Origin of the sequence: Streptomyces tirandamycinicus (assembly GCF_003097515.1) — a bacterium.
GTDB lineage: Bacteria > Actinomycetota > Actinomycetes > Streptomycetales > Streptomycetaceae > Streptomyces > Streptomyces tirandamycinicus.
This window is the reverse complement of the sequence record NZ_CP029188.1, coordinates 157,206-175,803: the sequence shown is the minus strand read 5'-3', so window position 1 is coordinate 175,803 and position 18,598 is coordinate 157,206. Positions and strand designations below refer to the sequence as shown.

17 protein-coding genes and 2 pseudogenes are annotated in these 18,598 nt (G+C 74.3%); 6 read left to right on the top strand and 13 right to left on the bottom strand.

Annotated features, from left to right (window positions below; all coding sequences use genetic code 11):
• The first annotated feature begins 45 nt into the window (after positions 1-45).
• Complete coding sequence (locus DDW44_RS00770; RefSeq protein WP_017948269.1) at positions 46-408, top strand: DUF952 domain-containing protein; 363 nt, start codon at positions 46-48, stop codon at positions 406-408.
• A 178-nt stretch (positions 409-586) separates the two neighbouring features.
• On the opposite strand, the gene DDW44_RS00765 is transcribed toward DDW44_RS00770, so the two are convergent.
• Positions 587-1,576 (bottom strand): MASE1 domain-containing protein, encoded by a 990-nt coding sequence (locus DDW44_RS00765; RefSeq protein ID WP_108905200.1) that lies wholly within the window; start codon positions 1,574-1,576, stop codon positions 587-589.
• Positions 1,577-1,811: 235 nt separating this feature from the next.
• A complete protein-coding gene (locus tag DDW44_RS00760) occupies positions 1,812-2,669 on the bottom strand; it encodes a PP2C family protein-serine/threonine phosphatase (protein ID WP_108905199.1) in 858 nt (285 codons plus the stop codon).
• Positions 2,670-2,838: 169 nt separating this feature from the next.
• On the opposite strand from DDW44_RS00760, the gene DDW44_RS00755 reads away from it, so the two are divergent.
• Positions 2,839-3,264: a nuclear transport factor 2 family protein gene (locus DDW44_RS00755; protein WP_108905198.1), complete on the top strand. Its 426-nt coding sequence runs from the start codon at positions 2,839-2,841 to the stop codon at positions 3,262-3,264.
• A 215-nt stretch (positions 3,265-3,479) separates the two neighbouring features.
• Here DDW44_RS00755 and DDW44_RS00750 read toward each other — a convergent pair whose 3' ends face one another.
• The 10 genes and pseudogenes from DDW44_RS00750 to DDW44_RS00705 form a co-directional block, all read right to left on the bottom strand.
• A complete protein-coding gene (locus DDW44_RS00750) occupies positions 3,480-4,349 on the bottom strand; it encodes a YhjD/YihY/BrkB family envelope integrity protein (RefSeq protein ID WP_017948265.1) in 870 nt (289 codons plus the stop codon).
• Between the two features lie 258 nt (positions 4,350-4,607).
• Positions 4,608-4,748: pseudogene (locus DDW44_RS00745) on the bottom strand (thiamine phosphate synthase); the annotation flags it as partial.
• Positions 4,749-4,973: 225 nt separating this feature from the next.
• Positions 4,974-5,486, bottom strand: a pseudogene (locus DDW44_RS32485) (OsmC family protein); the annotation flags it as partial.
• A gap of 287 nt (positions 5,487-5,773) precedes the next feature.
• Complete coding sequence (locus tag DDW44_RS00735) at positions 5,774-6,196, bottom strand: Hsp20/alpha crystallin family protein (RefSeq protein ID WP_027732476.1); 423 nt, start codon at positions 6,194-6,196, stop codon at positions 5,774-5,776.
• A 517-nt stretch (positions 6,197-6,713) separates the two neighbouring features.
• The gene (locus tag DDW44_RS00730) at positions 6,714-8,099 is read right to left on the bottom strand and encodes a Ni/Fe hydrogenase subunit alpha (RefSeq protein WP_108905197.1); all 1,386 of its coding nucleotides are present in this window, start codon (positions 8,097-8,099) and stop codon (positions 6,714-6,716) included.
• Positions 8,096-8,887 carry an NADH-quinone oxidoreductase subunit B family protein gene (locus DDW44_RS00725; protein ID WP_108908693.1) on the bottom strand — a complete coding sequence of 264 codons (792 nt, stop codon included), beginning with the start codon at positions 8,885-8,887 and terminating at the stop codon, positions 8,096-8,098. Before DDW44_RS00725 ends, DDW44_RS00730 begins: the two co-directional genes overlap by 4 nt.
• A gap of 49 nt (positions 8,888-8,936) precedes the next feature.
• Positions 8,937-9,743: an FAD/NAD(P)-binding protein gene (locus tag DDW44_RS00720; protein WP_108905196.1), complete on the bottom strand. Its 807-nt coding sequence runs from the start codon at positions 9,741-9,743 to the stop codon at positions 8,937-8,939.
• On the bottom strand, positions 9,740-10,225 hold the full coding sequence (locus DDW44_RS00715) for a cyclic nucleotide-binding domain-containing protein (protein ID WP_018890945.1): 486 nt from the start codon (positions 10,223-10,225) through the stop codon (positions 9,740-9,742). Before DDW44_RS00715 ends, DDW44_RS00720 begins: the two co-directional genes overlap by 4 nt.
• Entirely contained in the window at positions 10,222-11,391 is a 1,170-nt protein-coding gene (locus DDW44_RS00710; protein WP_108905195.1) for a 4Fe-4S dicluster domain-containing protein, read from the bottom strand. Before DDW44_RS00710 ends, DDW44_RS00715 begins: the two co-directional genes overlap by 4 nt.
• Positions 11,392-11,589: 198 nt before the next feature.
• Positions 11,590-12,159, bottom strand: a complete 570-nt coding sequence (locus DDW44_RS00705; RefSeq protein WP_108905194.1) for a hydrogenase maturation protease — start codon at positions 12,157-12,159, stop codon at positions 11,590-11,592.
• Positions 12,160-12,837: 678 nt separating this feature from the next.
• Here DDW44_RS00705 and DDW44_RS00700 point away from each other — a divergent pair.
• The 4 genes from DDW44_RS00700 (at position 12,838) to DDW44_RS00685 (ending at position 17,436) form a co-directional block, all read left to right on the top strand.
• Positions 12,838-13,455 carry a CBS domain-containing protein gene (locus DDW44_RS00700; RefSeq protein WP_017948247.1) on the top strand — a complete coding sequence of 206 codons (618 nt, stop codon included), beginning with the start codon at positions 12,838-12,840 and terminating at the stop codon, positions 13,453-13,455.
• Positions 13,456-13,812: 357 nt separating this feature from the next.
• Positions 13,813-15,174, top strand: a complete 1,362-nt coding sequence (locus DDW44_RS00695; RefSeq protein WP_108908692.1) for a nicotinate phosphoribosyltransferase — start codon at positions 13,813-13,815, stop codon at positions 15,172-15,174.
• Between the two features lie 320 nt (positions 15,175-15,494).
• Positions 15,495-16,397 (top strand): universal stress protein, encoded by a 903-nt coding sequence (locus tag DDW44_RS00690; protein ID WP_240800617.1) that lies wholly within the window; start codon positions 15,495-15,497, stop codon positions 16,395-16,397.
• A gap of 55 nt (positions 16,398-16,452) precedes the next feature.
• On the top strand, positions 16,453-17,436 hold the full coding sequence (locus tag DDW44_RS00685) for an Acg family FMN-binding oxidoreductase (protein ID WP_108905192.1): 984 nt from the start codon (positions 16,453-16,455) through the stop codon (positions 17,434-17,436).
• 56 nt (positions 17,437-17,492) lie between these two features.
• Here DDW44_RS00685 and DDW44_RS00680 read toward each other — a convergent pair whose 3' ends face one another.
• On the bottom strand, positions 17,493-18,185 hold the full coding sequence (locus DDW44_RS00680; protein WP_108905191.1) for a helix-turn-helix domain-containing protein: 693 nt from the start codon (positions 18,183-18,185) through the stop codon (positions 17,493-17,495).
• Between the last annotated feature and the right edge of the window lie 413 nt (positions 18,186-18,598).

Sequence of the window (18,598 nt, the reverse complement as noted above, 5' to 3'; positions counted from 1 at the left end):
CCCCGGCCCGTCCGGTGCGCGCCCCCGCGGGGCTATAACTGACACATGATCATGCATGTGGTTCCGCTCGACGACTGGCTCGCCATCCCGGAACGGCCGTACGCGCCCGCTTCGCTCTCCGCCGAGGGCTTCATCCACTGCTCGCCGGACGAGGCGACCACCCTGGCGGTCGTCAACGCCTTCTACCGCGACGTACCCGGCCCACTGATGGCACTGCTCATCGACGAGACCCGGCTGCTCGCGCCGGTCCGGCTCGAGCCCGCGGCACCGGTCCCGCCACCAGGGGTCGCGTCCGGCACCCTGTTCCCGCACGTCTACGGGCCGATCGACCGCTCGGCGGTCGAGGGCATGCTGGAGGTCCAGCGCGACGGGACGGGCCGGGCGGTGGGCTTCGCCCCTTGGGCATGAGCCGACGCGGCAGCCCCGACGACCGTCGCCCGCGGCCGCCCACCGCTCGACAGCCCCGACCACCGTCGCTGTGCCGGCCCGCCGCCCGGACCGCTCGCGGCGCACCGATACAGGCGCCCACCCTGCGGGCACCGGCCGCCGCAGGCGGCGGAGGCCGGCCCCGGAGCCCGCCGCGCCGTCAGAGATCCTCCTGGGGTGGCGGCGTGCGGCGGTTCGCGTCGCCGCCCGGAACGAGCCGGTCCACCAGCTCGGCGAGTTCACTGCAGGCCAGCTCGATCTTGCGGCGGACCGTGATCTGCTCGCTGACGATGGCGGAGAGCAGCAGACCGGTCAGTGCCGCCGAACCGTTGAGGGCCTGGAGGACGCTCATCACGCCGAGCGTCCCGTGTCCACGGAAGGGCCCCAGCTGCTCGGTCGCGGCCGAGATCGCCATGACGGACACGATCAGCGCGCAGGGGGCCGCCCCGAACAGCTGGAACCGCAGCGCGGCCCACATCAGCAGCGGGAAGACGAGGAACAGCAGCGGGACGAGCGAACGAGTGACGGTGTACGCGACGACCGCGACCGTCACCACCAGGCACACGGCCTCGGCCCAGCGCCCCGGGGACGTGCCACCGGGCCACCGCGCCGTCCTGCAGACGAGGAGCAGGGGCGTCACCACCAGTACGCCCATGGCGTCGCCGGCCCACCATGCCGACCAGATCGGCCCGAACGACTCGGCCTGGATCTGGCCGGACAGCAACAGCACCCCGGACCCCACCGTGGCGCTGATCAGCATGCCGGCCAGCGCGCCCAGGAACACCAGCGCCAGCCCGTCCCGCAGCCGGTCCAGCTCGGTGCGGAAACCGACCCGCCGCAGCATCAGATAGGCGCAGAGCGGGGCGAGGCTGTTGCCCGCGAGGATGCCCACGGAGTGGGCGGGGAACGTGCTGATGGCCAGGATGACGAGCAGCGCGCCGAGCACGATGCCCGGCCAGGCCCGCAGACCGAACCAGAGCAGGCAGGCCAGGGCGATCCCGGTGGGCGGCCAGAGCGGTGTGACGATCGCCCCTTCCACGACCAGCTGGTGCGTGAGTCCGACGAGCCCCGCCGCGTAGTAGGCGGCGGCGACGCCGAGCGTCAGGAGGACGGCCGCGCCGGGGCGACGGAGGAGCTGGTAACGGGCCACGGCAGCCATCACACAACGCCGCCGCGTGCGGGCGTGCCGTGACACGCGCCGACGGGGCCGCCGGATCGGCCGGGCGACGGCGGAATCGACCGCGCGGCGGAGCGGGAAGGACGGCGGAGCCGGAAGGACGGCGGAGCCGGAAGGACGGCAGGGGAATCGGCCGAGGACGGGGGGAGCGGCCGGGCGGCGGGGGAATCGGCCGGGGGACGGCGGGGTCGGCAGGGCGCCGGGGGGATCAGCCGGGTGACGGGGGCGGGCGCAGGTCGCCCGCCGCGGCCTCATGGCTCAGGACGAGCACCGCGGCGTCGTCCGTGTGGCTGGTGAACTCGGCCGCCTTCATCACCTCGGCGGCCAGTTGCTCGGCGGTGACCGCCGCGACCGCGCCGGCCCCGACGACCCTGAGGACCCTGGCGAGTCCGGTCTCGATCGGCACGGAGGGCCCCTCGATCACCCCGTCCGTCAGCAGGACGAACGACCCGGCCTCGGTGAGCCTGCGCGTGGTCACCGGGTACACCTCCCCCGGTTCGATGCCGAGCGGGAGGCCACCGGGGTCCTGCACGAGCTCGGAGCGGCCGTCCGCCGTGGCCCTGACCCCGGGGACATGGCCGGCGCGGGCGCTCTGCACCACCCACTCCACGGGGTCGAAGCGGAGGAAGCTGCAGGTGGCGAAGAGATCGCGGGCCACGGACACCAGCAGGTCGTTCGCCCGCGCGAGGACCTCGCCCGGATCGGTGGCCGCCAGCGCCACGGCCCGCAGCCCGATCCGGACCTGCCCCATGAACGCCGCGGCCTCGACGTCGTGGCCCTGGACGTCCCCGATCGAGAACCCGAGCGAGCCGTCGGCCATCACGAAGCCGTCGTACCAGTCGCCGCCGATGTCGAGCCCGTCGCGGGCCGGTGTGTAGCGTGCGGCGGTCTGGAGCCCGGGTACGGAGGGCAGGGTCTCGGGCAGCATCTCCCGCTGGAGGGCTTCCGCGAGATCCACCCGGGCGCGCTGACGCTCCGCGCCCTGCCGTGCCTTCGCCGTGAGGAGTCCGAGCGTCGTCAAGAGGTCGTCGGCGCTGGCCGATCGCGGAGGACGACGCCGCGCCATGAACCTCTCCGGAGCATCTGTGCCTACCGAATTCCGTCGTTCATCCTACGTGCGGCACCGCCGGGCCGCTTGATGGACAGCCCCTTACTCAAGAAGATGACTAGTCATATCTTTGAGTACCGGCCGGGCATCGGCTCGGCACGCAGTCGTCCGACGAAGGGAAGACCCGATGGAGACCACCGACCGCTTCCGCGCCGCCGTGGAGAAGCGCGACCTGACCGCGCTGGAGGACCTGTTCACCGAGGACGTCCGCTTCTACAGCCCCGTGAAGTTCACCCCCTTCGAGGGGAGGCCGATGGTCCTGGGGCTGTTCGGCGTGCTGCTGCGCACGTTCGAGGACTTCCGCTACATCGGCAGGTTCGACGGCACGGCCGAGACCAGCACGGACGGCGGCGAGACACCCTCGGAGATCCTGCTGTTCCGGGCGGCGGTCGCCGGCAGGGAGGTCCATGGCATCGATCTCCTGCAGTACGACGAGTCCGGCCGGATCAAGGAGTTCACGGTGATGGTCCGCCCGCAGTCGGCCCTGCGGACCCTGAGCGAGGCCGTGCTCGCGGGCCTGGTCGCCGACGGTCTCGTGCCCGACCCCGCCTGAGGTCGCGCGGGCGCGGGGGCCGGGCGTTCCACCGGCCCCCGCGGCCGACGACCACCGCCGCTGACCACCGCCGGCCCTGCCCCGGTCCGCCCCGGACCGCCCCAGAGCCGCCAAGAGCCGCCCGCCCAGAGCCGGAGGAACGGCTTCCGGGCGCCGCCCGCCGGCACCCGAGGTGGCTCCCGGCGCTCCGGCCGACCCGGTCCGCGGGCCCGCGGTCAGCGGTTGCCCGGCGGAGCGAGGTCACCGGCCGCCAGTCGGCGCCGGACCAGGCGCTCGTGGTACAGCCGCCCCACGAGCGCCCCTCCGTACACCACGAATCCCACGCCGACCAGCCAGGACTGCACCACCAGCACCGTCCCGATCGGCCCGTACGTCACCGCGTTCGCGGCGATCAGCGGGGAGAACACGAACTGGGAGAACACCCGCAGCCCGAGCAGCCCGAGAGCCGTGACGGCGGCCCCCGGGGCCAGGGCCCGCCAGCGCAGCCGGCCGCAGAGCAGCAGCCGCTGCGACCACCAGAAGAACAGGAAGGCGCCGACCAGATCGGCGGCGGGGATGAGCGCCTGCACCAGGACCGGGGCGCGGGGCGGGGTGGGCGTTCTGACGAACAGCAGCAGCGCCCCGACCAGTACCGCCAGCCAGACGACATGCCGCCACATGGTGTGCCAGCGCGCGGTCGGCAGGTCCCACACCCGTTCGTAGCCGGTCTGCACCGCGGAGCCGAACGTCACCCCGAAGGCCGCGAGCGCGGCGAGGCCGAGTGCCGTGGTCCGCTGCAGGGCCTCCCCCGGCAGGCCGAACAGCTCCTGGACCTCCTCCTGCGAGACCTCCGACACCCCGAGGCCCTGGATCAGCCACCTGGCGAATCCCTTGCCGCTCGCCGGGTCGGCCGCCGCGACGACCACGAGCAGCGGCACCAGGGTGAGGAAGCAGAGCGCGGCGAAGCCCATGGCGCGGTGCAGCAGCTCCATCTCGCGTCCGCGATTCCAGGCGAGCCCGACCACGGAGGTGCGCACCCGCAGGTGGAAGCGCGCGAACCAGTGGCCGGTCCGGCCGTCGTCCGGCTCACCGAATCTGAAGGGCATGTGCCGTCGCTACCCCCAAGCGCGCAGTGGGCAGCCCCGAGTGCCGCCGAACGGGTGCCCTGCCTCGGCCCCGAGGCGGCCCGCGAGCATCCCGGGCCGGCCCCCGCAGCGCCCCGCCAGCATCCGCCGCGTCGCGGGGCGGCCTGCAGGCGTCCCCGAGGGGCCCGGAGGGGTCACCGCCCGAGCACCCGGCCCCACCCGGCCCGGCGTCACCGCCCGACCACTTGGTGGTGTCGTCGAACCGCTCGCGGTCCTCGGCCCCTTGTCGCGCAGCTGCACGATGTCCACCCCCGAGGAGAGGACGGCGTCCAGGAACTCCGGCAGGTCGCCCTGGCGCCTGCGGGCGTCCGTGCAGAGGTAGAGCCGGGCGTCGTGCAGCGCGGCTCGGGATGCGGACATGGGTGGTACCCCCCGGGGTGGGCCGGCGGTGCGCGCGGCGGGTACCGGACGGTCCGGCCCCGGTGCACGCACCGCGTCGGCATCGGTGCGTATCAGTGCGTCAGTGCGTATCAGTGCGTATCGGTGTGTATCAGCGCCGCGCGGAGCGTCCGCGCCGCCCGCCTCCGCGTCCCCCGGCCCCCGGACTCCCGCCGGACCGGCCCGGCCCAGGGCGACCGTGATCGGCGGAGGGTCCTCGATCGTGTTCTTGACGGTGCAGTGCGAGACCACCGCCTCCAGGGCTTCGGCGCGGTCCGGCGGGAGTCCCGGGGCGTCCACCTGCACGGTCAGCGCGGTGAGGCGGGCGGGACGGTCGGAGGCCATGGTGTGCCCGGCGGTGACGCGCAGTGCGCCGCGGTCGAGGCCGTGCCGGTCGAGGAAACGCCCCGCGTAGTGGGCGACGCACGCGGCCGCGGACGCCACGAACAGCTCGACCGGGGTGGGGCCCGAGTCCCGGCCTCCGTCGGTGACCGGCTGATCGACCCTCAGCGCGTGCCCCCGCACGGTCACCTCCAAGGCGTCACCGTCGAGCGGGACGACGGCGACGTACGGCCCGGGCGGGCGCGAACGGCGTTCCAGGGCCGCCGCCTCCGTGAGGAGGAAGCCGGCCAGCCGCCTGGCTTCCTCGGGCGTGAGGGACGCCCACACCTCGCGCTCGTCGTACGGCGCACAAGGAGTGTCCAGGACCACGCGTCCCATTCCCGGCGGCAGTCCGGGTGGCGCGAACCCGGCCACGCGGATGTCCCGGCCGCAGCGGGTGTGCAGCTCACGCGACTGCGCCGGGCGGTGGGTCTCCTCCACGACGGCATCGTCCTCCGGTGTTCGTGCGGACGGCGGTTCCGGCATGTCCCGCACCGCGCGCTGGCCGCTCTCATCGGAGAGCCACCGCGCTGTTCACGGCTACGGCCACGGCCACGGTCACGCGCGGTGCCGGACGGAACGCCGTGCAGCGGCCCGTCCGCAAGTGACGGCCGGCGCCGCGCCGTTCACTCGGCGCGCTTGATCTCGATGTGCCTGGGTTCCGTCCTCTCCTCGCCCATCCCCACGCTCACCGTGAGCATGCCGTCCGTGTACTCGGCGCGGACGTCGCTCTCGTCGGCGCTCTTCGGCAGCGCCAGGGCGCGGGTGAGGGAGCCGTACCTGATCTCGCTGCGGTGCTTGTCCACCTCGCGCTCGGTACGTTCCGCCTTGATGGTGAGGATGCCGTCCTCCACGGTCACGTCCAGATCCTGCACCTCGACGCCCGGGAGCTCCGCGCGGACGACGTACCTGCCGCCGTCCGTGTACTCCTCGATCCTCATGCTGTGCAGATCGGCCATCCCCGGCATGCTGAACCGGGCGGGGAAGTCCTCGAACCAGTCCGGCAGATCGGAGAACGGGAACCTCTGCCTGCGTGCGAGTACAGCCATGATCCGGCCTCCTCGGTCTCGCGGTTGTGACACGACCAGTGAACCGCCGCGCGCACCCGGCCCCCAGGGGCCGAACAGCCCGTAGCGGGGGCCCGATGGTCCCACCCGGCCACCGCCTCGCGATCAGCCGCCTTCCGCGGTGAGCCACGCGGCCCACTCGGCCACTCGGCCACTCGGCCACTCGGCCGCCCGGCCGCCCGGCCGGGCGTGCCCGTCCCCGTGGCGGGGCGCCGGCCCGGAAGGGGATCAACGGCCCGCCAAACCGGCCCGCCCGGACCTGGGGCCGCGTCACCGCGCGTGCTTCCCTGGAGATGACGGGAGGGGCCGTGAGGGACGCGGGGGAGCGGCGGTCGGTGTCCGACACGCCCGCCGTGCACCGCGCAATCGGGATCCGCGAGAAGTGGATGGCCCCTCCCGCCGCCCTGCGCGCCCGGCGCCCCGCCCTGCGCGCCCGGCGCCCGGCTGCTCTGCCGGAGGCGCTCTTGCCCGGTTCTCCCGGCCCGCCCGCGGCACGGACTCAGCGCGGGGGCGCCGGGCTCCGCTCGATCTCCAGTTCCAGGAAGTGGGCCGAGCACGAGATGCACGGGTCGTGGTTGCGGATGGCGTGCTCGCACAACCGGGTGAGCTCCGCCTCGGAGTCCTCACCGCGGTCGAGCCCGGCCTGGACGAGCCTGCGCAGGTCCTCCTCGATGGCACCCTGGTTCTGGGCGGTCGGGGGCACGATGCAGGCGTCCGTGACCCGGCCCGCGGCGTCGAGCGTGTAGCGGTGGTAGAGCAGGCCCCGCGGGGCCTCCGTGGCGCCGTGGCCGACACCGGCCCGGGCGGGCACCTCCACGTACGGCCGGGCCGGGCGCTCGTACGCCGCGATGATCCGGAGGGCCTCCTCCACGGCGTACAGGACCTCCACGGCACGGACCAGGATGCTCTTGTACGGGTTCCGGCACACCGCGTCCGTCCGTCCGCCCGCCGCGCCGCGCCCCCGTGAGGGGTCGCCCAGTCCGGCTTCGCGCGCGGCTTCGAGGGCCGTCGGGGAGAGCAGGTGGCCGCTGACCCCGAAGCGGGCGAGCGAGCCGGTGAGGTGCCTGCGGCCGTCCAGGCGGGAGTGCAGGGCCGTGGAGTGGGGGACCTGCTCCTCCTTGACGTGGTCGGAGAAGTCCCGGAGGGGGAACCCGCGGGGCGGGAGCGTCCGGTCGTACGGGAGGACGGTGGGAGTGCCCGACTCGATGGCGTAGGTGCCGGGCTCGGCCAGGGCGAGCAGATCGGCGTCGCACTCGGCGTCGGGGAAGTCGAAGCCCGCGACCCAGCGCACGGTGTCCCAGGCGTCGTCGAGGGCGGTCCGCAGCCGTTCCGCGAACGGCCGGAGCTCCGCGGCGGCCGGAGTGCGGTGGAAGCCGCCGAGGCGGACGTTGACGGGGTGGATCGCGCGTCCCCCGAGCAGTTCGACCAGGGCGTTGCCGGTCTGCTTCAGCCGCAGCCCGCGTTCGACGTGCCCCGGGTGGGAGCGGGACAGGCCGATCACGTCGTCGTGGCCGAGGAAGTCCGGGGCGTGCAGCAGATGGATGTGCAGGGTCTGGCTCTCGATCCACTCGCCGCAGTACAGCAGGCGGCGCAGCGCGGCGAGCTGCCCGTCCACCACGGCGCCGCAGGCGTCCTCGACCGCCCGGCAGGCGCTCAGCTGGTAGGCGACCGGGCAGATGCCGCAGATGCGGGAGGTGAGGTCGGGAGGCTCGGTGTGGGCCCGGCCGCGGAGGAACGCCTCGAAGAACCGCGGTGCCTCGTAGATGCTGAGCCGCGCCTCCGCGACGACGCCGTCGTGGACGCGCAGACGCAGTGCGGTCTCCCCCTCGACGCGGGTCAGTGCGGGGATGCGCAGCACCCGGGAGCCGGCGGCGGGCTCGCTCATCCTGGTCCTTCCTCCTCCACCGTGGTGAAGGCGGTGACGTTGAAGGTGTGCAGGAACCTTCCGACGGCCTCCTCGTCCATCCCGTCGCGGTGCATCAGGGGGACGAGCGCGGGCAGGTTCGTCGTGCCGGCCGGCCCGAAGCAGCCGTAGCAGCCCCGCCCGTACGTCGGGCAGAGGGCGCCGCACCCCGCGTGGGTGACCGGTCCGAGGCAGGGCGTGCCGTGGGCGACGGTCACGCAGACGTTGCCGCGCCGCTTGCAGGCGAAGCAGACGGAGTGGTCCGGGACGCCCGGCCTCCGCCCGGCGAGAAAGGCCGTGATGACCTCCACGAGCTGCCCCCGGTCGATGGGGCAGCCGCGCAGTTCGAAGTCGACGGGCACATGGGCGGAGATCGGTGTGGAGGTGGCGAGTGTCGCGATGTAGTCCGGGCGCGCGTAGACCACCGCCAGATACTCCTCGACGTCCGCGTAGTTGCGCAGCGCCTGGACGCCTCCGGCCGTGGCGCAGGCGCCGATGGTGACGAGGCGGCGGGACTCGGCGCGGATGCGCCGCACGCGTTCCACGTGCTCGGGGGTGCTGACGGACCCTTCGACGAGGGACAGGTCGTACGGCCCGGGCGCGATGTCGCTCGACGCCTCGAGGAAGTGGGCGATCTCCAGTTCGTCGGCGATACCGAGCAGTTCGTCCTCGCAGTCGAGGAGGGTGAGCTGGCAGCCGTCGCACGAGGCGAACTTGAACACGCCGAGCCGGGGCCGGGATGGCGGCCGGGACGTGGCGGGGGTGGTCATCTTCACCGGATTTCTCCCAGGATTCCCCGTCCTTCAGGGCGGGGAGGTTTCAAAGCTCCCGTACGGTGAGCAGGGGCTCGGCGCGGTCGTAGCCGACGACCGGGCCGTCCCGGCAGAGCAGCAGGGGGCCGAGCTGGCAGTGTCCGCAGTGGCCGGTGGCGCAGCGCATGTTGCGTTCGAGGGAGACCCGGATGCGGTCCGGGCGCACCCCCCGGTGGACCAGGGCGCGGGCGGTCGCGCGGATCATGACCTCCGGGCCGCAGACGAAGGCGGTGGTGCCGGCCGGGGTGAACCGGGCCTCGCCGAGCAGAGTGGTGACCACGCCGACCCGGCCGGTCCAGTCGTCCGAGGGCCGGTCGACCGTGACGGCGGCGAACGGCCGCTCCCAGGCGGGGAACTCGTCCCGGTACAGGGCGTCGCCGGGCGTCCGGGCGCCCGCGAGGACGTTCAGCCGCCCGTACGCGTGCGGCTCGGCCAGGACCGCGTCGATCAGGGGCCGCAGCGGGGCGATCCCGATGCCGCCGGCGACGACGAGCAGGTCGCGCCCGCGGGCGGCCGCGAGATCCCAGCAGGTGCCGAACGGGCCGCGCACACCGAGCCAGGCACCGGTCCGCAGCCCGCACAGCGCACGGGTGACGGCCCCGACGGCACGTACGGTGTGGGTGATCCGCCGCTCGCCGGGGATCCGCGACACGGAGACGGGGACCTCGCCGACGCCGAACGCGTACAGCATCGCGAACTGCCCCGGCGCGAAGGAGCCCAGGGCCTCCCCGGCAGGTTCCAGTACGAGGGTGACCGTGTCGTGCGTCTCGTCGCGGCGGTCCACCACGCGGTAGGGGAGCGGGGTGAGCGTCATGGGCCCGTCCCGCTCCGCTCGGCCCCCCGGGGTTCGTACAGGTCGAGCAGCCGGGTGCGGGTCGCCCGGAGCCGGTCCCCGATGGTCTCGGCGACGACCGTGACCAGCGCCAGGCCCAGCGCGGGGTTGTGCGCGCACAGGTCGCGCACCGGGGCGGCCTCGAACTCCCAGGCCCGCACGGGCTCCCGCGTCTCGGCGCCGAGGTGCCAGAGCCGGGGCGGGCACAGCCACGACCAGCCGAGCAGCCCGCCCGCGCCGACCGTCTCGACGACGGCGGGACCGCGTCCGGGAACGTGGACGTCGAGCGCGACCGTGCCCGAGCGGATGATCCAGAAGCGGTCCGCCTCCTCGCCCTCCTCGAAGATCCGCGTGGCGCCCGGGAACGCGGTGTCGCGGGCGAGGGCCATCAACCGTCCGCGGTGCTCCGCGGGCAGGGCCGCGAGCACCCCCTCGCCGGCGGGCCCGCCCGGCTGGGCGGTCACGAGGCTCCCTCCCGGTGCGCTGCTTCCCGGTGGAGGGCGTGCGCCTCCTCGGTGAGGTCGATGCCGGTGGGGCACCAGACGATGCACCGGCCGCAGCCGACGCAGCCGGAGCTGTCGAACTGGTCGTGCCAGGTGCCCAGTTTGTGGGTGAGCCACTGGCGGTAGCGGCTGCGCGGGGAGGCCCGGACCGGGCCGTCGTGGAGGAGGGAGAAGTCGAGGTCGTAGCAGGAGTCCCAGCGCCGCCAGCGCTCGGCGTGGTCGCCGGTCAGGTCGGTCACGTCCTCGCTGGTGGTGCAGAAGCAGGTGGGGCAGACCATGGTGCAGTTGCCGCAGCTCAGGCAGCGGGCGGTGACGTCGTCCCAGCGTTCCGCCTCCAGGGTGTCCCGCATCAGCGTGCGCAGGTCCACCGGCGGCATGGAACGGCCCATGCGGCCTGCCGCCTCGTCCACCGCACGGGCGGCTGCCTGCCGGGTGGGCTCGTCGGCGCCGCGCCGCGGGAGTTCCGCGAGTACCGCCGCTCCCTCCGGCGTCCCGCTGCGGCACAGGAAGCGGTGGCCGTCGGCGTCCACGACCTCGGTGAGGGCGAGGTCGTATCCGGCGTCCGCGGCCGGTCCCGTGCCCATGGAGACGCAGAAGCAGGTGGCACCCGGCTCGGTGCACTCGGCCGCGATCAGGAAGGCACCCGTTCGCCGGGACAGGTAGGCCGGATCGCGGTACCGGCCGCCGGACATCACCCGGTCCAGGATCCGGATGGCCCGCAGATCGCAGGGCCGCACACCGAGGAACGCGTACGAGACGCTCTCCGGCGCCTCCGCGTGCACGGTCATCCCGCCGTCGGGGCGGCGGTCCGCGCTCCACTGCCGGACCCGTTCCGGATGCAGGAAGGACTTCCAGGACTGCGGGCCGGCGCTGTGCGCAAAGGCGGCCGCGTCCGCACGCCGGCGGACCCGGTACTGCCCGGCCTGCAACTCCACGCCCCAGCCGAACGGCAGGGCCTCGGCCGATTCCAGTTCGTCGAGGACGATCGCGCCGTCACGGACGGTGGGTCCGATCACCGTGCGGCCGCGGCGCACCAGGACGCGGACGAGCGCGTCCAGGCCCTCGCGGTCGAGCACCGCCTCGGTCCGGCCGGCGTCGTCGTCCCCGGCACCCTCGGGATGGGTCATGTAACAGCCTCTCGCCAGGTGGCCCGCTGCCCGGAGACTCAGGCTCCTCGGTCGCCGGGGGGACGCAGGCTCCTCCGTCGCCGGGGAACTCAGGTCCTCGGTCGCGATCGACTGCGGCATCGCCGTGACGGTGTGCGACCGCCCTCACAGCGTGTCAGGGATGGGGCCTCCCGGCCCCGAAGGGAACCGGCGTGTCCCTCATGGGCCGCCGGCGCTCGCGCCCCTCGGTGCGTACCCGCCGGCCCGCGACCGCCGCCCGGGGGCCGCGGCCCCGCCGTACCGGACGACGTCCTCCTCGACGCGCCGGACCAGAAGCGGCACCGCGCGGGCCACCGCCGGGGTGAGCCCCGTGCCCAGCGAACGGTCCGCGCCCTCGACCGCGTACACGACGAGGCGGCCGGGGCCGCGCCCGAGGCTGTCGCCGAGGTGCAACGCCTCGGCGAGGCCGAGGCCGTGCGTGCTGTGCCGCGCCGGGCCGGCCGGACGCAGGGGGCCGTCCTCCGCGCCCCCCGACCACCGGTGCGTCCGGCCCGGCCGCACCGAGGAGGGGAAGCAGGCGTCGACCACGACGGCGAGGGCGGTGTTCTCCCAGAGTTCGATCAGCCGGCCGGGATCCCCGTCGGACCGCACCAGAGCGGTGCCCGCGGGCAGCGCTCGCCGACCGGCCCGTACGCCGAGAAGCGCCACGGCCGCCCAGCCGACCCCGTCGTCCCGCCGGAACTCGTTGCCGATCCCGATGACGACGGTCGTGCGGGCGAGCGCTGCCATCGATCCCTGCCTCCTCGTGCATGTGCGCGGACGCCGGTGGTCAGTCCGCGCAGACTGGGCCGGAACGAGTGCGCCGGCCCGGGTACGCCGGAACGACTGCGCCGGAGCGAGTGCGCCGGAACGGGGGCGGGTGCCGGGGCGGACCCGTCCGCGGCCATCGTCGCCGACGGGACGGACCGGCGCGACGCCACGCGCGCATATGTCGCCCTCGCATGTGTCGAGTCCGCACGTGTCGTGACCGCTTGTGTCGGCTTCGCACATGTCGTGTCCGCATGTGTGGCCTGCGCATGTGTCGAGACCGTTTGTGCCGACTCCGCACGTGTCCGGCATGCGTGGGCAGGCGGACTGCGGCCGCCGCCGGGCGGGCGGGGCGGTCCCGTCCGGGGGCCGTTCGGCCCATGGACCCGGGTCTCGGTACGGGACCAGCGTGGTGCGCAGGAGGGCGCGTGCAACGACCGCACCCGCCCCGCCGGGCCGGGCACGGCAGCGCGTCCGCGCACCGGGAAGCCCGCTCCCGGCACGGCGGTACCCGTGCCCGGGAGGACTCCCGCCGACAGCAGGAGGAGGCACGCCATGACCGATCACCCCGATCACCCCCCGTCCCCCGATTCCTCCGACTCCCCTGATCCCCGCGACTCCTTCGTTCTCCCCGAGGCCCCGCGCACGGTGAGCGACGTCATGACCCACACCGCGATCGCGGTCGGCCGGCAGACCGCGTACAAGGAGATCGTGGAGGTGATGGACCAGTGGAAGGTCAGTGCCCTGCCGGTCGTGGAGGGCGACGGCCGGGTCGTGGGAGTGGTGTCCGAGGCCGACCTCCTGCCGAAGGAGGAGTACCACCTGGACACCCCCGCACTCGGCGAAGGGGCACGCCCCGGCCTGTGGAAGGCCGGTGCCGTGACCGCGGGCGAGCTCATGTCGAGCCCCGCCGTCACGGTCCACCCCGGCGCGACGATCGCGGAGGCCGCACGGATCATGGCCCGGCGTCGCGTGAAGCGGCTCCCGGTCGTCGACCGGGTCGGCGTGCTCGAGGGCGTGGTCAGCCGCAGTGACCTGCTGAAGGTGTTCCTGCGCACGGACGAGGATCTCGCCGGGGAGATCCGCCGCACGGTGCTCGCGGACCTTCCGGCGGCGGCGGGGGTGGAGGCGTCCGTCACGGACGGTGTGGTCACGCTCCACGGGGACCTCAGGGACAGGAGCCTGGTTCCGCTGCTTGCCAGGGCCGTCCGCGCGGTCGAGGGCGTGGTGGACATACGACTGGATCTGACCGGGGACGTCGCTCGTGCCGAGAGCTGAGGCGCGGTCCGGACGGGGAGCGTTCGGCCCCGGGCCCGGTCGTCCGGCCCGCAGGCGGCGGGGTCTGAGCGCGGTGCCCGTCACGCCAACGGGTGCGGCGGGCCGGGGCCGGTCGGTACCGGGCGGGGGTCTTTCAGCCCTGCCCGGTGGGAGCGGGCCCGGCGCAGACTGGAACCGCGTCACCGCCGCACCTGCGACCGCTCGGGCCGGGGACCCGGAGGCGGAGCCGCCCGGCCGTCCCGATTCCCGGTCCCGCTCCTCCCACTTCTCCCCTCCTCCCGCTTCTCCCGCTCCTCCCGCGCCTCGCGGTGCACGCCACGAAGGGTGCACGGGTGCACGTCAAGGAGAGTGATCGCCGTGAGCGAAGCGACCACCACCGACCTGTACGAGGTCACTATGGCCATGTCCTACTTCCGCGAAGGCATGGACCAACCCGCCACGTTCAGTCTGTTCGTCAGGGACCTGCCGCCCGAGCGGGGATTCCTCGTCGCCGCCGGCCTCGAACCCTCACTGGCGTATCTGTCCCGCCTGCGTGTGGGGCCGGACGACGTGCGGGACTTCGCCGCGACGCTGCACCGCCCGGTCGAGGACCTGGAGGGGCTGCTCGGCATGGAGTTCCGGGGCGAGGTCCGCGCGGTGCCCGAGGGCCGTCTGGTGTTCGCGGGCGAGCCGCTGCTGGAGGTCACCGCGCCGCTGCCCCAGGCCCAGTTCGTGGAGACCTACCTGCTCGGTCAGATGTGCCATCAGACCGTCGTCGCCTCGAAGGCCGCGCGGTGCGTCATCGCCGCCGCCGGACGGCCGGTCGTGGACTTCTCCCTGCGGCGCACGCACGGTCCTCAGGCGGGCTTCCAGGCAGCCCGGGTCGCCGCGATGGTCGGCTTCGCGGGTACCAGCAACGTCGCCGCGGCCGCGGAACTCGGAATCCCCGGATCCGGCACCATGGCCCACTCCTACGTCGAGGCCTTCCCCAGCGAGGAGGACGCCTTCCGGGCCTTCGCCCGCGCGCACCCCGGGCCGGTGACCCTCCTGGTCGACACCTACGACACAGACCTCGGCGTCCTCGCGGCCGCCCGGGTCCTATCCGACCTCCGCGAGGGAGCGGGCGGCGCCATCCGGCTGGACAGCGGGGACCTGGCGGCCCTGGCCCACCGGGCCCGGGCGATTCTCGACCGGGCCGGGCTGCCCGGAGTCCGCATCGTCGCCAGCGGCGGCCTCGACGAGTACGCCGTCGACGAACTGGTGCGCGGTGGTGCGCCGATCGACGTGTACGCGGTCGGCACCCGGGTCGGGACCGCCGCAGACGCGCCGTACCTCGACGCGGCCTACAAACTCGTCGAGTACGCCGGGCGGCCCGTGATGAAGCTGTCCTCGGCGAAGGCCACCGCTCCCGCGCCCAAGCAGGTGTTCCGCGGGCCGGGCGGGCGGGACGTCATCGGGGTGAACGGGGAGGAGCCGCCGGACGGTGGCGAGCCGCTGCTCCGAACCGTCATGCGGGGCGGCCGCAGAACCGGGCCGCCGGACACACTCGAAGCCGCCCGGGCCCGCTTCGAGGCCGATCTGGCGTCCCTCCCGGACACGGCACGCCGCATCCGGGGCGTGCGGCCGCCACCCCGTCCCGTGCCCTCCCCGCGCCTGGCCGCCGTGACGGCGCAGACGCGGCACGGCATCGAGGCGGCGGTCAGGCGTGCGTTCGAGCGCAGCGGAGCGGAGCCCGCCTGAGGACGGGGCGCTCGGCCCTGTCAGGGGACCGTTCGGCCTCTCGCCGCGGACCTCGCGGGGCCGCATCGTGGAGAGGGGCGGCAGGGAACGGCAGGGAACGGCAGGGAACGGCAGGCAACGGCAGGCAACGGCAGGCAACGGCAGGCAACGGCAGGCAACGGCAGGCGACGGCAGGGAGGCGGTGCGAGCCGGGAGGGGAGCTGAGGAGCGGAGACGGAGCACTGCACTGACGAAGCACGTCACCGTCGAGGTGGGGCGGACTCCCCGGCCTGCCGGCACGGACGGGGCCGCGGCCGCGGCCCGGAAGGAGGCGCACGGACATGACTCCCCCTGTGACCGTGGGTGTCGACGGCTTTCCGGAGAGTCGGGCCGCGGCGGACTGGGCGGCCCGTGAGGCCGTGCTGAGAGAGGCGCCACTGAGACTGGTGCACGTCGAGGACTGGCCGCATACGCCGTTCATGCCCGCGTTCGGGCGGCTGGAGAACGCCGGGCCGGTGGGCGCCGAGGAACTGCGGCGCGGCGCGGACGCGGTGCTGGAGGAGATGACGGACGACGTGCGCCGGCGCCACCCCGGCCTGCCGGTGTCGGCACGCCGGATGCCGGGCAGGGCGGCGGCGGTCCTGGCGGTGCAGGCCGCCGACTCGCAGATGCTGGTTCTCGGGTCGCGCGGGCGAGGCGCGGTCGAGGGGTTCCTGCTCGGCTCCGTCGGTATCGCGACGGTCGGGCTCACGGCCACTCCGGTCGTGCTGGTACGCCCGCCGAGGGAGCCGGTCCCGGCACCGGCGGCCCCGGTCGCGTACCGCGATGTCATGGTGGGGGTGGACGTCCGGGAGGACACCGACGCGCTGCTCGGCTTCGCCTTCGAGGAGGCCGCACGACGGGGGTGCGCGGTGCGTGCCGTGCACGGGTGGTCGCTGCCGTTCGCGTTCGGTTACGCGCCGCAGCTCGACCCCGGTGTCCGGCAGGAGGTGGCCGACGGCATCGCCGAGGCGCTGAGCGAGAGGCTCAGCTCCTGGCGGCGGCGGTACCCGTCGGTCAAGGCCGAGGAGAGGGTCCTGGTCGGAGCGCCCGCCGTGCAGGTGCTGTACGAGGCCGCCGACGCGGATCTCGTGGCCGTCGGCCGCCGCATCCGGCGGGCTCCGGTGGGCGGGCACCTCGGGCACGTCGCCCACGCCGTACTCCACCACGCCACCGCGCCGGTGGCCGTGATCGCCCACGACTGACCGCCGGACATGACCGACCGCCGGACACGATTGACCGCCGAACCTGGAGCCCTTCATGACCACAGAACCCCTCGAGGCGACCGTCGTCACCTCCCTGGTCCGGGACGCCACGGCGGCCCCGTCCGTGCACAACTCCCAGCCCTGGCGGTTCCGGTACCTCGCGGCCCGCTGCGCGATCCGGCTCTTCGGCGATCCGGAACGGGCCATGGCGAGGTCCGACCCGCACCGGCGCGCGCTGCACCTCGGGTGCGGCGCCGCGCTGTTCAACCTGAGGGTGGCGGCCGCCCGTGCGGGGCGGGAGCCGGACACCGTCCTGCTCCCCGATCCGGCCGATCCGTGGCTGCTGGCGGAGGTCCGCCTGGACCGTCCGGTGCGGGCGGACGACGATCTCGCCGTGCTCCACCCCGCGATTCACCGGCGTCACACCAGTCGCTTCCCGTTCACCGGGGAGGACATCCCCGCCGGCGTTCTGGACGGACTGCGGGCCGCCGCACGGATGGAGGGCGCGCGGCTCCGGGTGCCCGGCGCCTGGCACGTCCAGGAGGTGCTTCACCTGCTCCACGACGCCGAGAGCCGCGAGTCGCTCGACCCGGAGGCACGGGAGGAGCTGCGGCGGTGGACCGGCATGCCCGGCTCGGATTCGTCCGGGGAGGGCGTCCCGGCGAACGCGTTCGGTCCCCGGCAGCACGATGTCACCGCCCCGGTACGGGACTTCGCCGCAGGCCGCACGATGGCCGGTCGCGGCAGCGCCACGTTCGAGAAGCGACCCCAGCTCGTCCTGCTGGGAACGTCCCACGACGGCCCCGTCGACTGGCTCACGGCCGGACAGGCGCTGGAACGCGTGCTGTTGCAGGCCACTCTGGACGGCCTGGTCACGTCCCTGACGTCCCAGGCCATGGAATGGCCCGAGCTGCGCTGGGCCCTGCGCGACCCCGCATCCTCGATGGGTCACGTACAGATGGTGATTCGCCTCGGGTACGGCCCGGAGGGCCCCAAGACTCCCCGCCGTCCGGTGGAGGACGTGCTGGAGCTGGCCTGACATCCGGCACGCCGGATCGGCGACGGGCGTGCCGGAACAGCGACGGGCGCGCCGGATCAGCTGTCCGGGGCGACGATTCTGCGTCCGGTCACGCGGGTTGGCGAGAGTTCGACCCACAGGTCGCGCGAACCTCCCGCCCACGGCGCCGTCGGGGCCAGCGCCGTCAGCCGGCGGATCGACTCCTCGTCGGTGACGGCGCGTGCCCGCCCCACCGCGAGGACGCTCCAGCCCCTGCTGAAGACGTCGTCGATACGATCCACCTCGAACGCGACCTCGCTGCCCGCGGCGAAGGACGGGACCTTGCCGAGCGCCGTGCGGAAGGCGACGGAGGCACCGTCGACCACGTAGTTGACCGGCACGACCGCCGGTCCCTCGGGCGTGAGCAACCCGATCCGTCCGACGCCGTGGCCGGACATCAGGGTCCGGCACTCCGCCTCGTCGAGCTCGGCGAGTTCGGCACCCCGCAGGGCGGCGCCCGGCCCCGGCGGCTGGTCCGCCGTGCCACCCGCCAGGTCGGCCACCGTCGTCTCCAGGGCGGCGGCGATGTGCCGCAGGGTGGCCGCGTCGGGCGCGGCGGGCCGCTCCTCGAGGTACTGGATGTAGCTGGTGGCCGCGCCGCTGCGCTCGGCCACGTCGTCCAGGCTCAGGCCGAGTTGTTCCCGTCGGGCCGCGAGCCGGCGGCCGAGGTCGGTGCGCGAGTGCGACGACGTTCCGGCGTCGGAGCCGTGCGCCGACGTGCTGGGCATCATGGTCCACCTCTCCTCATGGGCGGGCGTCAGGGCCGCAGGCGGCCGTGACGGCATCGCGGGGGCCTCGTGGGGGAGCACATCCCACCGCCCGTGTGCGCGGTTCCGGACGATGAGTCCCGTCCGCGCCACTTCTCCTCACCGCGGGGTACGCCCCACCGACAGGATGTCCCGGGCCGAGCGTGCGGCGCTTGGGCCGGACGGCCCCGAGGCGGCCCCTGTCGGCCCATCCGGGGCGCCGCCTGCGCATGCGACAGTGATCCCCAGGTGACGGTCACCCCCAGGTGACGGCGAGCCCCGGGTGACAGTGAACCCGGGTCCGCCGCCGGGCCGCCGGCAGCCGTCTTCTCTGCGAGGCACACCTTCTCTGCGAGGCACACCGTGACGCCTTCCGCCCCGTACTCCGTCGAGGACGT